The following is a 14,487-nucleotide window of genomic DNA, read 5'->3' as shown; positions in this document are numbered from 1 at the left end:
TTCACTCTCGCTCCCAAATTGAATTTGGAGGAGAGAATGGAAATTCTCAAACTGTATCACTACCGAAAATCCATTGAATAAATATGATATTTTTGTTACCTATGTACGGAAGTACATCAAAATAAATATTTTTTCTGTCTTGGTAAAAATATTGACCCTCCGAAGATATTTTTCGACATTTATACGTGTCCAACCGTTATGAAGATTGGGTGGAAAGAGATGGGAGGTTAATCATGTTCTCATTCTCATCAATCGTTCGTAACAGAATCCTATCTATGCGGCCCGGCGAACTAACCAATCTCGATCGCGTTACTGCAACGATAGTCAACCGAAAAAGTGGTATTGGACTTTATCACTACAATAAGTTGACCTATCTCGTAGAATTTCTTTTCATCAAGAATTTTGGGAAAAGACTTTCAGGGGAGAAGTTTATCAAATATCCACATGGTCCGGTGATTGCAAATTATCACAAGCAAATAGAGAAACTCTGTGGCCATTCAATTTTTAGCGTGGATCTCAAGGAACTGCGAAAAAAGAGGAGTTTTGAGGATTCAGAAAAGGCAAAAGTATCAATTCAAAAAACCGGCACAACTGAAGAATATCTTTATCCAACCTCAATAGTTCAGGATTTCATTTATGGGGTCGTTGACAAGTATGGTGAGTATTCTACCGATGAATTAGAAAGAATCGTGTATTCGACTGCTCCAGTAATCAACTACAAGAATTCGCTTTTCAAAAAGGTAACGGGAGGATATGTTTTGGTAGGTGATTGCATCACAATGAAAGACTATAAGAATCCAATTACGGAGGGGAGAAAAAGGGCGTTAGAGCATTTAGAAAAATATCCTACGGTGAACTGGAAACAGCAAAAAGAACTAATTAGGGAGTTTGCACCGTTGGAGAATTTGCGCCCTCAGCATGATCCCTAAAATTAGACTACCACAGCCCAGAGAGGTGTGGTCTGCAATTGACAAAGACATCAAGCTTCACGACACCAAGAGAGTTTTTAAGGGGCCGCGCTTTGTTCTTGTTGTCATGTTAAGGGACTTGGTTGAAGACCACGAATCCATTTTCAATATAATTCCTTTGTCTGCTTCTGCTAAACCAGACCGCCTTACATTTCCAATTCATAAGGGGTACGAAGATATCGCCCAGGGCTTTAATCCCAAAGAATCATCATGTGCGGTTGTGAATTTTTATCAACCGTTTGAATTTCCTTCTTTTAAGCACTATAAAGGAAGAATTGATGAGACTACGTACGAGGCAATCAAAACACTTCTTTGCAAAGAAGTAATTGGCTATAATGACCTTGATTATAGCATATAATCCAAATTTTTCTCCTCAAAAATCCCCTCGCCGGCTCTAACCGCTTCGCCCTTCCGAAAAGGCCGAACCACGACCCAAGACTCGCTCTCTCGAATATGCCGCGCATTCGGATTCTCTGCAATTTTGTAAATAGACCACTTGTCCGGTGTTCGCATTGATTTTGCCAGTGCATACGCTTCTTCTCTGGAAAGCCATTTACTAAGGCAAAACATTAGTTGTTTCTCTTTCAGGTTTTTCTCATTACCTTTATTCATACCACTCCAAAAATATTAGGGGAACGCCAAATGGGAAAAAAACACGCAAAGAGAGCCGCAAACAGCCCCAATAAAAAGATAGCCGAAAAACCTGCCAATACCCCTTTTTTGACAGAAGGCGATTCGCCAACAATGACAAGCGAAGACCAAAAGGATGAAAAAGCATATGAGATAAATCACCCTTGGCTGTCTGATTTCAAGAAAAATCGCTCCGCTTATATTTTGGGATTTGTAACCATCTGTCTTGTTATTACCAGTGGCATACAAACATGCATATCTAAAGTTGCTACCGATGCCGAACTTCGAGCTTATGTCGGAGTAAGCCGAATCGATACTCTTTATTTCAAAAAGCCATATGAAATGGCTAAGATTTCTATTACAAATAGTGGTAAGACTCCCGCCAAAAAGGTAACCATCACCTACATATTTGAATACTTGGCGAGAGATACTCTCGCATATATTGATAGTATGTTTCTGGCAGGAGGAATTGATAAAGAAATGTATAGTCTTTCTCCTGGAGAAACTTACGTTCTCCCCGTAAGGCCTACAATGGTCGATCAACCTGACTCCTGTAAGTGGTGGGTTCCAGATACCGCTCATAACGCAAGACAGGTTTACGGGAAGATTGTTTACTTTGACAATCGGGACGTGAAACATCGAACGGTTTTCGCGTTCCAATGGGAGTTCTTGACCAAAAGCTACCGAAGGGTCGGTGGAATGAACTACTTCGACGATGATCAGGAAGATCCACAGGGAGAGAGGTATCCCTTTAAGGATAAAAAATAGGGTATGCCAAATTCCTCTCCCTGAAAATTTGCATCCCGATTCCGTTTCAAATTAAAGGCTCCTCTCAAACTGGAACACCACCGAAAAGCGAGCTCAATTTGAAACCGTCTGATTTTTGCTTACATTCACAACTGTTTTCGTGCTGTCCGGCGGAAATTTGGAATGATGCTAATCTCACGTTCAATTAGAAGAAGGACCAATTCCATGAAACGTTCACTCTTGCTTTGCACAATGCTTGTGCTGTTCGTTCAGCTTGCGCTCTCTGCCGAAGGGGGATACAAAGATCCGCAGACGCCGGTTGAGAAACGGATCGACGATTTGATTTCAAAAATGACGCTTGAAGAAAAGATCGACATGCTGGGAGGAACCGGATTCGGCACGAAACCGAATGCACGCCTCGGCATTCCTGAGCTGAAAATGACCGACGGCCCTGTAGGAGTCCGATGGGGAACCTCCACGGCGTTTCCGGTGGCGGTCATGCTTGCGTCGACGTGGGACACATCGCTGGCGGCAAAATACGGATGGGCGATCTCGCAGGAGGTGAAGGCCAAAGACCGCAACGTCATCCTCGGGCCATGCATCAACATCAATCGCGTCCCTCAAGGGGGAAGAAATTTTGAGAGCTACGGCGAAGATCCGTACCTCACTTCCCGTGTCGCTGTGTCGTATGTCCGGGGAGTCCAGAGCGGCAACGTCGCTGCCACGGTCAAACATTACGCCACGAATAATCAGGAATTTGAGCGTGATATCATCAACAACAAGGTCGGCATGCGTGCGCTGTACGAAATATATCTTCCCGGATTCAAAGCGGCCGTTGAAGAGGGAGGGGCTCTCGCGATCATGGCAGCATACAACAAACTGAACGGATCCTTCTGTGCCGAAAATACATTCCTTCTTCAACAAGCGCTGAAAAAAGAATGGCAGTTCCAGGGGCTCGCGATGTCCGATTGGGGAGCGGTGCACAGCACGCTCGCAACAGCAAATAACGGACTCGACCTTGAAATGCCGACCGGGGACTTCCTCAACAAAGAAAAGCTTATGCCGCTGATCAAGGAAGGCAAAGTCACGGAGGCGACGATCGACGATAAAATCAGACGCATCCTCCGCGTGATGTTCCGCCTCGGACTCTTCGATGCCGTTCCGTCCGAGAAGCCGCAGGCCGACGCCGCTCCGCAGCGTTCCGTTGCATTGGATGTCGCGCGCGGGGGAATCGTCCTGCTCAAGAACGACAATAATGCGCTCCCTCTTTCCATCTCGTCGCTGAAATCGGTTGCGGTTATCGGTCCGAACGCCAACGTCGCCCGCACCGGCGGCGGAGGCAGCTCGATGGTGAATCCATCTCCCGCTGAATCGCCGCTCGCCGCGTTGAGAAGGATGTTCGGAAAAGCTGTGACCTTCAATTATTTGATCGGAGCGGAAATGCCGGGAGCGATCACGCCGATCAGTTCCGATCTGCTCTCACCTCCGAACGAGCCGGGTAAAAAAGGCTTGCTCGGAGAATATTTTAACAATGAAGATCTGCACGGAGAACCGGCGCTCCGCCGTGTTGACTCGACCGTGAATTTCGACTGGGGTGATGGAAGTCCGGCCCCCGGAGTAATCGGCGTCGACAGCTTTTCCGTCCGGTGGACCGGGACGCTCCATGCAGCTGAATCCGGCACGTTCGAATTTTCAGTATCGACCGACGACGGCGTCCGTTTTTATATCAACGATACGCTGTTGATCGACAACTGGAGCCAGCATGCCGAGGAAGCCCGGACCATCAATTACGTGATGGAAGCGGGAAAATCGTACGACATTAAAATGGAATATTATGAAAATCAGGGGGGCGCGGTCGCGCGGCTCGGGCTTGCAAAACCGAGCGAGGATAAAATACCCGGAGTCGTCGCCCTCGCGCAAAAGAGCGATGCGGCGATACTGTTTGTGGGCGATTCGCAGCTGCAGGAATCAGAAGGGTTTGACCGTCCGACGATCGATCTGCCGGCGGCCCAGGTGAATTTGATCAATGCTGTGACAAAAGCGAATCCCCGCACGATCGTCGTGCTCGAAGCCGGGGCGCAGATCGTGATGGAAGACTGGGTTAACCACGTCAGCGCTCTTGTAGAAGCATGGTATCCGGGGCAGGAGGGAGCCCAGGCAATTGCGGAAGTCCTCTCCGGAGCGGTCGATCCGTCGGGCAAACTCCCCGTCACCTTCCCGAAGAAATGGGAAGATTGTTCGGCGTACGGTTCATATCCGGGAGCCAATCACGAGACGGAATACAACGACGGCATCCTTGTCGGCTATCGCCATTTCGACACGAAGAAGATCGATGTCCGATTTCCGTTCGGCTATGGATTATCCTACACAAAATTCTCCATTACCGATCCAAAGGTTGTGCCTGCGGCTAATGGCGCAACTAATGAATACGCCGTGACCGTCAGCGTCGAGAATACCGGAAGTGTGGCCGGGGCGGAAGTTGTGGAGGTGTATGTCCATGACGACGGAGCGAAAGTTCTCCGGCCTGAGAAAGAACTAAAGGCCTTTGCAAAAGTCTTCCTGCAGCCGAAAGAGAAAAAGGAAGTTACGCTCCATCTCGGTAACAGCTCGTTTGCGTATTATGACGATGTGAAAGCCGAATGGGCAACATCGAAAGGTACGTATCAAATCCTGATCGGAACATCGTCGCGAGATCTGCCGTTGAAGGAAACGATACAATTGAAGTAACGGAGGGGCGTGCTTTGCGAGTCTCGCTCCCAATCTCCGATTGGGAGCGCCGCACTCCAGGGATGCGGTATCTCGTTCTGAACGTCCGCGTTGGGAACAAAAGAAACAGGCTCTGAACCATGCCCAAACCCCGCGAAGAAAAACCGCTGACGATACAATGCCCGAATTGTCACCAGACAAACGAGCCCGATTTTAACGAAACGACGAAGCGGTATGTCTGCCCTCTTTGCGCAGCTCCTGTCGATGCCCAGGTGATCATCGAAAAGAAAAAACGGGGAATAAGATAACGATCCCTTTTCATGCCGCTGCGCCTTTGCCCCCCTTTCTTGCTTCTCTCCCCAATAATCGCTACACTTTTGCTGACAACGATTGCTCTTGTGCTGGCGTGATATATTCCCGCTTGTCTCACAATGGTAAGGAGTGTCATCATGGAAAAGCCGATCACACCAATGAAGTGTTGCTCCTTTTTCGTCTCTCTTTTGCTTGCCTTTGCCGGTCTCGGATGTCTTGCAAGTGAAATCACCGAGTACAAAATCACGATGAATGACGACGGAAAAAGCGGAACGATTGTTTCCACAATGCGTAATGTACAATCGGACGAGTCGGATCAGACAAAGCAGTCCAAAGACTTCGACGAAGCGATCCGCTCATGGAAGGGGGACGATTATCTTCTCGAACGGATGCACGACGGGCTGTATGTCAAAGAGCGGAGCCTGGCCATCGAGGACAGCGTCCTTGTCTGGACGGAAAAAGCGATTTTTGCCAATCTTGACGATGTCTTCAAGCACGAATTCCACAACGATACACTCCGGTTTGTGATCAAAGGGGATCAATCTCTCGTGGCGACGAACGGCGTTGTGATTCCGGGAAAAGACAGCACCGTCGTCTACTGGAATACCCTCACGACGAAAGAGATCCTGCTCACCACCAGAGAAAATAATTTTGCGCCGAAGTCCGATTTTGCCGCCCGGTTCAAGGCGTATCTTCATCAGAAGAATTAGAAATATCGTTCGCTGACCGATGTCTCAGACCTTTTCACAGAGCTTTCAAGCCGGCCGCAAAGCGATCCTTTCGCCCGGCACACTGTTCCTTCTGCTGTTTGCCTGCGCGAAATTATTGATTCATCTCTATACGAACGCCTTCGCCGGATACGGCATATTCCGCGATGAGCTCTACTATGCCGCATGCAGCGAGCATCTCAGCGCAGGGTACGTCGATCAGCCTCCTCTTTCCATCTTTATTTTAGTGGTGAACCGGTTTTTGTTCGGCGATTCGATCTTCGCAATCCGTCTGCTTCCCGCCATAGCGGGGGCGGCAACAGTTTTTCTTACCGGCCTTATGGCGCGGGAGCTCGGCGGCGGGAGGTTTGCTCAGGGGATCGCTTCGCTCGCCGCGTTGGTGTCGCTTATTCTTCTTGCGATGGACGGATTTTTTTCAATGAACGCATTCGATCTCCTCTTTTGGGCCTGGTCTGCGTACCTGCTTGTCCGTCTTGTAAACACCGGCGATAAAAAATACTGGCTGCAGCTCGGATTCCTCCTGGGCCTGGGATTGCTGAATAAGATCAGCGTCCTCTGGCTCGGTCTGGGAATTTTGGCGGGCGTTGCCGCAACCTCGGAACGACGCTGGCTGAAGACCGAATATCCGTACATCGCCGGCGGAATCGCCTTCGCGCTGTTTCTTCCTTTTATTCTCTGGAACGCAGCGCACGGCCTGGCACATCTCGAATTCATCGGGAATGCATCGGGCCACAAATATTCCTCGCTCACGCCGATGATCTTTCTCAGCGGGCAGCTGCTTCTGCAAAACCCCGTCACTCTTCCGCTGTGGCTCGCCGGCCTTTTTTGGGTTCTCTTTTCGAGAACGGAAAAACGCTACCGCCTCTTGGGCTTTATCTATCTTACCGCAATGACCGTGCTGCTCGTGAACGGACACAGCAAACCGGAATACCTGTCTCCGGCGTATCCGGCTCTCTTCGCCGCCGGGGGCGTCGCGATTGAAAAGTGGACCTCATCGGGAATAGCGCGCTGGATTCGTCCCGTGTACGGCGTCGTTGTTGCCGCGGGAATTTTTTTAGCTCCGTTGGCTATTCCAATCTTACCAGTCGAGACGTACATCCGCTTCGCCGATCTTCTGGGGATAAAACCTTCAACTCCCGAAGGAAAGAAATTGGACAGTCTTCCTCAATTCTATGCGGACATGTTCGGGTGGGAAGAGAAAGCGGCGGCGGTGGCGAAGGTCTATCATTCGCTTTCTCCGCAGGACCAGGCGGTCTGCGCGATCTTTGGGGATAATTACGGCCGGTGCGGTGCGATCGATTATTATTCCAAGAAGTATGACCTGCCCAAAGCGATCGGTCCGCACAACAATTATTGGCTCTGGGGGCCGCGCAATTATACCGGTGAGCTTGTTATTATTCTCGGCGGAGACTTGAAAGGGAAGACCGATAGATTTGAAAGTGTGACGATCGCGGATACCGTGAGAAGTAAATATGCGATGCCGTATGAAAACAACCTCGCCATCTATGTCTGCCGGAATCTAAAGGTGCCCCTCCGGGAATTGTGGCCGCAATTAAAGCATTATGAATGATCGTCGAACGGCAATTGCCGAATGGCGAATGTCCGCCGTTACCGGCGCCCGGCAATTGTCACGAGTTCACCATGCGTAAGAATCAATCCCCCGATGAACAACATGGTTCTTCAACGTGACCTTCCATGAAAAAATAAAAAGTGCCGGAGTTGTCGGTTGCGGAGGAGCGGGATTTCCCTCGCATGTTAAGGCGGCATCCAACGCCGAATACGTTCTTGCAAATGGCGCGGAATGCGAACCTCTTCTTCATAAGGATCTGGAATTGCTGGTGCGGGAACCCGAGCCCGTTGTCCAGGGGATGGTTCAATTGATGTCATCGACGGGAGCGAAGAAAGGGATCCTGGGCGTCAAGAAAAAATACGAAGAACGGCTCGGCGCTGTGAAATCGTCGCTTGAAAGGACGAACATCGAACTGAGACTGCTTGGAGATTATTATCCGACAGGGGATGAATACATTCTGGTGTATGAGACGACGAAACGGCTCGTTCCGCCGCAGGGCATCCCTGCCGACATCGGCGTCATCGTCAACAATGTCGAGACATTGCGGAACATGTATTATGCGTCCGAAGGAGTTCCGGTCACCGCAAAATGCATTACGGTTGCGGGGGCGGTCAAAGAGCCGTCAACGTTTACCGTTCCCCTTGGGATCAGCTTCGCAGACGTTATTGCGGCGGCGGGGGGAGCAACGGTCACCGACTACGCTGTTTTCGTCAGCGGGATCATGATGGGAAAGCTCGCCACGGATATGTCCCTTCCGGTGACCAAAACTTGCGCCGGCCTGGTCGTTCTGCCTGTTGAACACCGGCTGATGACAAGGAAAAGTTTGCCCGAACAATCGAAGCATCGCATTGGGAAATCGGCGTGCGACCAGTGCAGTTACTGCACGGAGTTTTGCCCCCGGTATCTCTTGGGTTACGATGTGCAGCCGCACAAGGTCATGCGAAGCCTCAGCTTCACGGCATCCGGCCAAGATCTTTGGAACCAATGGGCGCAGCTCTGCTGCTCCTGCGGGCTCTGCACGCTGTACGCTTGTCCTGAAGATCTGTACCCGAAGGAAGCATGCGACAAGGCAAAGGTCGATCTCAAAGCAAAGGGAATAGCATGGAACGGCAGCCGGGACGTGAAACCTCATCCCATCTACGACGGGAGACACGTTCCGTTGAAACAACTTATCGGAAAACTTGGCGTAAAAGATTATGACGTGCCGGCCCATTATCGCGAAAGGAATTTTCGTCCGGAAAGCGTGCGGATACCCTTGTCCCAGCATATCGGAATGCCGGCGACTCCGGTTGTGAGATCCGGAAGCGCTGTGAAGGCAGGGGAAGTCATCGCTGATATTCCGGAAGGGAAACTCGGTGCGCGTATTCATGCCAGCATCCCGGGTATTGTCGCGCTGCGTGAAGGAGAAATTGTCATTGAACAAAAATAGACGCGAGGGAAAATCATGCCAGAAATGAATTCCATCGGCTTGATCGAACTTTCCAGCATTGCCGCCGGATATTTGGTTGGCGATGCGATGCTCAAGGCTGCGGACGTTGAATTGCTTCTCTCCCGCAGCATCTGTTCGGGGAAATACATCGTCATGGTCGGCGGCGACGTTGCTGCCGTTCGCGCGAGCGTCGATGGAGGCACAGTGAGCGGCACGGGTATGGTCATCGATTCATTCGTCATCCCTCACGTTCACAAAGATGTCTTCCCGGCGATTTCCGGAACATCGCAGGTTGAGGTCCTTGAGGCGCTTGGGATAGTCGAAGCCTTCAGCGTTGCTTCGTTGATCGAGGCGGCCGACGCCGCCGTAAAAACCGCGCGCGTCAAGCTCATTGAAATACGTCTCGCAATGGCGCTCGGCGGGAAAGCGTTTGTCACATTGACGGGAGATGTTGCCGCCGTCCGGTCGGCGGTTGATTCGGCAGGAGCAGTATGCGCAGAACGCGGCCTGCTTGTCAACAAAGTGGTCATCCCTAATCCGCGGAAAGAACTTCTGAAAGAAGTCCTTTAACAATTAACGATCAACAATGAGCAATGAACAAGAGTCATTGGGATCGAGTGCCGCTCCTTAATAGTTCATTGTTCATTGTCATTGGTCATTGAATTATGTCTTCTGATATCGTCCTTCGTACGATCAACCTCGGCAAGCGCTATAAGAACCGCTGGGCCGCAGAGGATGTGAACCTCGAGATCCGCCGCGGCGACGTCTTCGGATTTTTGGGCCCGAACGGCGCCGGCAAGAGCACGACCATCCGGATGATCTTTTCGCTCATTCAGCCGACGGCCGGTTCTGTAGAGCTGTTCGGCCATCTCCTCGAAAAAGAAAGGGAACAGGCGCTCGCAAAGGCGGCCGGCATCGTCGAAAAGCCCGATTTCTATCTGTATCTTACCGCGTACCGCAATATGGAGATCGCCGGCTCGCTGACGCTCGGGAAAACTCCCGAAAGAAAAAAGATCATGGAGTCGCTGGCGGCCGTCGGCCTCGATGACCGGCACGGGGACCGGGTGAAGACATTTTCGCACGGCATGAAACAGCGGCTCGGCATTGCGCAGGCGCTGCTCTGCGACCCGGAACTGATCGTGCTCGACGAGCCGACCAACGGCCTCGACCCGCAGGGAATGAAAGAAGTGCGCGAATTGATCGTTCGCCTCTCCAAAGAGAACGGCATGACCGTGTTCCTTTCGTCGCACCTCTTGAACGAAGTCGAACAGGTCGCGACACGCATGGCCATCATCAATAAAGGAAGGCTGGTGGTGCAGGGGAGCGTCGACGAGCTGCTACGCGCCAGCGCACACCGGATCCGGATCGTTGCGGAGCCTCAAAAGAAAGTGATGGGAATTTTGACGAAGTTGAAAAACGTCAGATCGCCGGAGGTGGAATCGCCGGGTATTGTCGCAACGGTCGAAACAAAAGATATTCCATCGGTCGTGGCGAAATTGGTGGCGGCCAAGTGCAAGGTCTTTTCTGTACAGGAGCAGCGGTCGCTGGAAAAATATTTCCTCTCGGTCACTGAAGAAAATGAGAACGATCATCGAACGCAGCTACCATGATTAATCTTCTTTACTACGAATTGTTCAAGACGTACGCAAAGTGGAGGACGTACATCGGGTTCATCGTCGTCGCGGTCATCATTCCCCTGGTGATGTGGGCGATGAAGGCCGAAGGGGGAAGGTTCATCCAGTATCAGATGCGGACGCTGCAGAGCGATTTCTTCATTACCGGCAATCTGTTCAACGGATGGGTCATCGCGCAGTTGATCATGAACAGCTTGTGGGTGCACGTGCCGTTTCTTATCAGCCTCGTCGCGGGCGACCAGCTCGCCGGGGAAGCGACGGCCGGGACCTTCCGCCTGACGCTCATCCGCCCCGTCTCGAGGGACCGCATTCTCAATTCCAAGTACATTACGACGTTGCTCTATACCGCGTCCCTCGTCTGTTCGATCGCTCTGCTCAGCGTCGGACTCGGTCTTGCACTCTTCGGCAGCGGCGACCTTCTCGCCATCGACCGGGACACGCTGACGATCCTGCCGGAATCGCAGATGTGGACGCGGTTTGCCCTCGCGTACGGCCTTGCGATCGTTTCGATGTGGGTCGTAGCGTCGCTGGCCTTTTTGTTCTCGTCGTTCGTCGAAAATGCCATCGGCCCTATCATCGCAACGATGGCGGTGGTGGTGGCGCTTCTTGTCATCTCGAACCTGCCCGTGGAATTGTTCGAGCCGGTCAAGCCGTTCCTTTTCACGACGTACCAAAACGTCTGGCAGCAGGCGTTCAAAAATCCGCTGGACTGGGGGTTGATCGAAAAATCGTGCGCCGTCCTCGCCGCCTATAGCATCGGCTTTTGGGCGATCACGCTTTTTGTTTTCCGGAAGAAAGACATTCTCTCTTAACGGCTCCCATCAACGGACGAAAGAAGATCCATGCAGATTCGCCAAAGCCTTGCTGATTTCAAGAACGGATTCCACCCTACCTTTTGGGTGGCGAACGGAATGGAACTGTTCGAGCGCCTCGCCTATTACGGACAAGCGACGGTCCTGAGCATTTACCTGCGCGATCATCTCCATTTCAACGAGATCGAGGCGGGGCAGATCTCCTCGGTCTTCGGCGGTTTGCTGTGGATGTTTCCTATCATTGCCGGCACGCTCGCCGACAAATTCGGCTTTCGCAAAGCGTTCTCAGTGGCGTTTGCCATGCTCGCGGTCGGCTACTTCCTGATCGGCACCACCGGCATGAGCATGTTCGCAGGACTCTACAGCGGCTTGCCGCTGTATTGGGTTCTTGTCGTGATGTTCATTTTCACGGCCATCGGCGGTGCGTTCATCAAGCCGTCTGTGCTTGGAACCGTTGCCGCGACCTCGAGGACGGAGACGAAATCGCTCGGCTATGCCGTCTACTACTGGCTGGTCAATATCGGAGGAGCGACGGGACCGGCGATCGCCTATTTTGTCCGCGACAGCATTGGGATCGAGTACGTTTATCTTGTATCGTCGCTGAGCTGCGCCGCGATGTTTCTGGTGAACATCCTCTTCTATAAAAATGCCGAATCCGCCGAAACGGTCGTTGTCGAATCTCTTTCGGTGAAATTCCGGAATCTCGTCGTCGTGCTCAGCAACTGGAAGTTCATGGTCTTCCTGATCATCTTCTCGCTCTATTGGATAATGTTCTGGCAGATCTACATCGTCATCCCATACTACATTACCGATTACATTTCCAAAGACGCGCCGTTCGAGATCATTCAATCGACCGGGGCGTGGGGGATCATTCTGCTGCAGCTTGTCGTCAACAGGATGACGAAACACATCCCTACCGGGGCGGCTCTTGTCGTCGGGTTTGCAACATGCACGCTCTCGTGGCTCCTCATCGCGCTCCATCCGAGCATCTGGGTGATCGTCGGCAGCCTGGCGGTCTGGTCGCTCGGCGAGATGACACAGGCGCCGCGCTACTACGAATATATTTCAGGACTTGCTCCGAAAGGACAGCAGGGACTGTTCCAGGGATACGGATTTCTTCCGATCGCCATCGCCTGGCTGGTCGGCGGCCCGTTCGGCGGGTGGCTCTATGTGACGTTCGCAAAGACCTCGCATCCGTCCACCGTTTGGTACTCGATCTTTGCGGTCGGCGTTGTTGCGACGATCCTCATGGCGATCTATAACAGATTCATCGCGATGCATAAGACAATTCAGGAAGCAGCATAACGCTATCAGCGGAGGAATGAGATGATGAAAACAACGATGGTAAAAATTTTTGCCCTGCTTTTTATGGGAACCGGCATTCTGTCTGCTCAGTCAATGACGGCCGATGAGGTTCTACGCAATGTGAAGAAGCAGTTCGATCTGGTGACCGACTACACGGTCGACTTAAAGGTCACGGTGGATATGGAGAAGATGCAGATTCCGGAGATGCTCGTCAAACTCTATTTTAAGAAACCGGATAAGGTCTATGTGGAATCGAAAAGCTTTTCGATGGTCCCTCGCGACGCTGTCGGCATGAACCCTGCGCAGTTCATCGATAAATTCGATGCCACATTAATGGAAACTCAGCAGAAGGACGGCGTGAGCCTCTATAAAATAAAATTGGTCTCCAAACCAGAAAAAGGAAAGCCTGTCCGCGAGAGTTACATCTGGGTCGATGGTGCCCGCTGGGTTGTCACACATTTTGAATCGTCGCCGTCGGAAGTTCGGAAAGTCATCGCCGATCTTGAGTATGAGAAGATAGGGGGGAAATACATTCTCCCGTCTAAGGTGGAGCTTCGAATGGAAACCCAACAGTCGGCCGATTCTACCGCCGAAAAGATGTATCCACCTCAACGGATGCCGAGAAAGGGAAAAACTGTTATCCTCTATTCCGATTACAAAGTGAACACCGGATTATCGGACGACATCTTCCAGAAGAAGGAACAGAACAGCAAACAGTAGGCAGGGTTTTTATTCTGGTGTTACCGAGAGGAACGTCGTCACTGTTTCGAAGAATTTTTCCGGTTCATCCAGCCAGGGGAAATGTCCGCTCCCTTCCATCATCATCAGTTCCGCACGGGGAATTTTTTGCGCCATCAATTCGGACCATGACGGCGAGACGTGAACATCATGCCTTCCTCCGATGATCAGCGTCGGAACGGCAATCTCATTCAGGCGCTGAGTGACGTCATATCTCGCCAGCTCGTTCATCGCAAAATATTGATTCCGCCTCGGATCGAACTCCGCATCCCTGAAGACCCCGTCGACCGTTTTTCTCCCTTCCTCCGTCCGAACATCGAACTGATAGATCGTCCGGTTGAACTGCTTGACCCGTTCTTCCTGCGGCAGCGAACGGATCTCCTTTGAAAGCCGCTGATACTGCGGGTAGAGGGGATGACCGGGGTCGCGGAACGTCCCGGCGTGAAATTGTCCGGTAGGGGACGAGCAAACAACGATCAGCTTCTTCACATGCTCCTGATGGGCCAGCACGTACTCCAGCGCTGCCCATCCAGCTGCCGACTGCCCCATCACATTCCACTTTTCAACGCCGAGGTCGGCGCGTACCTGTTCCATGTCGCTCACAAGAGTCGGAATGCCGTACTCGCTTTTATTGTTCACTGGCCCCGATTTTCCCGTTCCTCTTGGGTCAAGACGGATGAGTGTAAAATCTTTAGCCAGGCGCTCCAGCATCGTCCATCGGTGGCCGTCGATCCCCCATGTGACAGGGCAAATAAAAAGGGGTTCTCCGCCGCCGGCGACGGAATAGTAAAGGTGTGTCGAGCCAACGGAAATCTGAAATTCGCCGGTTTTCATGCCGTAATATACGAAAAAAAGCCCTTCGTACAGCGAAAGCCAGAGTTCTTGGTTGATGTAGAACCGGATTTCAT

15 protein-coding genes are annotated in these 14,487 nt (G+C 51.6%); 13 read left to right on the top strand and 2 right to left on the bottom strand.

What is annotated here, in order from left to right; translation table 11 throughout:
• The first annotated feature begins 275 nt into the window (after positions 1–275).
• Both VMF88_00860 and VMF88_00855 read left to right on the top strand, forming a co-directional pair.
• The gene (locus VMF88_00860) at positions 276–929 is read left to right on the top strand and encodes a Panacea domain-containing protein (protein HTY09595.1); all 654 of its coding nucleotides are present in this window, start codon (positions 276–278) and stop codon (positions 927–929) included.
• Positions 919–1,326 carry a hypothetical protein gene (locus VMF88_00855; protein HTY09594.1) on the top strand — a complete coding sequence of 136 codons (408 nt, stop codon included), beginning with the start codon at positions 919–921 and terminating at the stop codon, positions 1,324–1,326. Before VMF88_00860 ends, VMF88_00855 begins: the two co-directional genes overlap by 11 nt.
• Here the strand turns inward: VMF88_00855 and VMF88_00850 are convergent.
• Positions 1,314–1,580, bottom strand: a complete 267-nt coding sequence (locus VMF88_00850; protein ID HTY09593.1) for a hypothetical protein — start codon at positions 1,578–1,580, stop codon at positions 1,314–1,316. The genes VMF88_00855 and VMF88_00850 overlap by 13 nt on opposite strands.
• Positions 1,581–1,610: 30 nt before the next feature.
• Between VMF88_00850 and VMF88_00845 the strand changes: the two genes are divergently transcribed.
• The 11 genes from VMF88_00845 to VMF88_00795 all read left to right on the top strand — a co-directional run bounded on the left by VMF88_00845 (position 1,611) and on the right by VMF88_00795 (position 13,561).
• Positions 1,611–2,366, top strand: coding sequence for a hypothetical protein (locus VMF88_00845; protein ID HTY09592.1), 756 nt, complete (start codon positions 1,611–1,613; stop codon positions 2,364–2,366).
• A gap of 204 nt (positions 2,367–2,570) precedes the next feature.
• A complete protein-coding gene (locus tag VMF88_00840; GenBank protein HTY09591.1) occupies positions 2,571–5,072 on the top strand; it encodes a glycoside hydrolase family 3 C-terminal domain-containing protein in 2,502 nt (833 codons plus the stop codon).
• A 119-nt stretch (positions 5,073–5,191) separates the two neighbouring features.
• Entirely contained in the window at positions 5,192–5,359 is a 168-nt protein-coding gene (locus tag VMF88_00835) for a hypothetical protein (GenBank protein ID HTY09590.1), read from the top strand.
• Positions 5,360–5,500: 141 nt separating this feature from the next.
• Positions 5,501–6,073 (top strand): hypothetical protein, encoded by a 573-nt coding sequence (locus tag VMF88_00830; GenBank protein ID HTY09589.1) that lies wholly within the window; start codon positions 5,501–5,503, stop codon positions 6,071–6,073.
• 19 nt (positions 6,074–6,092) lie between these two features.
• The gene (locus VMF88_00825; protein ID HTY09588.1) at positions 6,093–7,661 is read left to right on the top strand and encodes a glycosyltransferase family 39 protein; all 1,569 of its coding nucleotides are present in this window, start codon (positions 6,093–6,095) and stop codon (positions 7,659–7,661) included.
• Positions 7,662–7,776: 115 nt separating this feature from the next.
• Positions 7,777–9,090, top strand: coding sequence for a 4Fe-4S dicluster domain-containing protein (locus VMF88_00820; protein ID HTY09587.1), 1,314 nt, complete (start codon positions 7,777–7,779; stop codon positions 9,088–9,090).
• Positions 9,091–9,114: 24 nt separating this feature from the next.
• The gene (locus VMF88_00815; GenBank protein HTY09586.1) at positions 9,115–9,660 is read left to right on the top strand and encodes a BMC domain-containing protein; all 546 of its coding nucleotides are present in this window, start codon (positions 9,115–9,117) and stop codon (positions 9,658–9,660) included.
• 95 nt (positions 9,661–9,755) lie between these two features.
• Positions 9,756–10,700, top strand: a complete 945-nt coding sequence (locus VMF88_00810) for an ABC transporter ATP-binding protein (GenBank protein ID HTY09585.1) — start codon at positions 9,756–9,758, stop codon at positions 10,698–10,700.
• Positions 10,697–11,536, top strand: a complete 840-nt coding sequence (locus VMF88_00805; protein ID HTY09584.1) for an ABC transporter permease subunit — start codon at positions 10,697–10,699, stop codon at positions 11,534–11,536. The genes VMF88_00810 and VMF88_00805 overlap by 4 nt, the downstream gene beginning before the upstream one ends.
• 30 nt (positions 11,537–11,566) lie before the next feature.
• Positions 11,567–12,841, top strand: coding sequence for an MFS transporter (locus tag VMF88_00800; protein HTY09583.1), 1,275 nt, complete (start codon positions 11,567–11,569; stop codon positions 12,839–12,841).
• Between the two features lie 21 nt (positions 12,842–12,862).
• Entirely contained in the window at positions 12,863–13,561 is a 699-nt protein-coding gene (locus VMF88_00795) for an outer membrane lipoprotein-sorting protein (GenBank protein HTY09582.1), read from the top strand.
• A gap of 9 nt (positions 13,562–13,570) precedes the next feature.
• Here the strand turns inward: VMF88_00795 and VMF88_00790 are convergent, their stop codons facing one another.
• Positions 13,571–14,413, bottom strand: coding sequence for an alpha/beta hydrolase (locus VMF88_00790; GenBank protein HTY09581.1), 843 nt, complete (start codon positions 14,411–14,413; stop codon positions 13,571–13,573).
• Positions 14,414–14,487: the final 74 nt, after the last annotated feature.

This window comes from Bacteroidota bacterium, from assembly GCA_035506275.1.
In the GTDB taxonomy this organism is placed as follows: Bacteria; Bacteroidota; Ignavibacteria; order UBA10030; family UBA8401; genus JAGVPT01.
This window is presented reverse-complemented; position numbering and strand designations above follow the sequence as displayed.

What these genes read in the sequence shown, in the direction of transcription:
- VMF88_00860 (HTY09595.1), top strand. Translation starts at nt 276, where the DNA reads ATGCGGCCCGGCGAACTAACCAATCTCGATCGCGTTACTGCAACGATA.
- VMF88_00855 (HTY09594.1), top strand. Translation starts at nt 919, where the DNA reads ATGATCCCTAAAATTAGACTACCACAGCCCAGAGAGGTGTGGTCTGCA.
- VMF88_00850 (HTY09593.1), bottom strand. Translation starts at nt 1,580, where the DNA reads ATGAATAAAGGTAATGAGAAAAACCTGAAAGAGAAACAACTAATGTTT.
- VMF88_00845 (HTY09592.1), top strand. Translation starts at nt 1,611, where the DNA reads ATGGGAAAAAAACACGCAAAGAGAGCCGCAAACAGCCCCAATAAAAAG.
- VMF88_00840 (HTY09591.1), top strand. Translation starts at nt 2,571, where the DNA reads ATGAAACGTTCACTCTTGCTTTGCACAATGCTTGTGCTGTTCGTTCAG.
- VMF88_00835 (HTY09590.1), top strand. Translation starts at nt 5,192, where the DNA reads ATGCCCAAACCCCGCGAAGAAAAACCGCTGACGATACAATGCCCGAAT.
- VMF88_00830 (HTY09589.1), top strand. Translation starts at nt 5,501, where the DNA reads ATGGAAAAGCCGATCACACCAATGAAGTGTTGCTCCTTTTTCGTCTCT.
- VMF88_00825 (HTY09588.1), top strand. Translation starts at nt 6,093, where the DNA reads ATGTCTCAGACCTTTTCACAGAGCTTTCAAGCCGGCCGCAAAGCGATC.
- VMF88_00815 (HTY09586.1), top strand. Translation starts at nt 9,115, where the DNA reads ATGAATTCCATCGGCTTGATCGAACTTTCCAGCATTGCCGCCGGATAT.
- VMF88_00810 (HTY09585.1), top strand. Translation starts at nt 9,756, where the DNA reads ATGTCTTCTGATATCGTCCTTCGTACGATCAACCTCGGCAAGCGCTAT.
- VMF88_00805 (HTY09584.1), top strand. Translation starts at nt 10,697, where the DNA reads ATGATTAATCTTCTTTACTACGAATTGTTCAAGACGTACGCAAAGTGG.
- VMF88_00800 (HTY09583.1), top strand. Translation starts at nt 11,567, where the DNA reads ATGCAGATTCGCCAAAGCCTTGCTGATTTCAAGAACGGATTCCACCCT.
- VMF88_00795 (HTY09582.1), top strand. Translation starts at nt 12,863, where the DNA reads ATGATGAAAACAACGATGGTAAAAATTTTTGCCCTGCTTTTTATGGGA.
- VMF88_00790 (HTY09581.1), bottom strand. Translation starts at nt 14,413, where the DNA reads ATGAAAACCGGCGAATTTCAGATTTCCGTTGGCTCGACACACCTTTAC.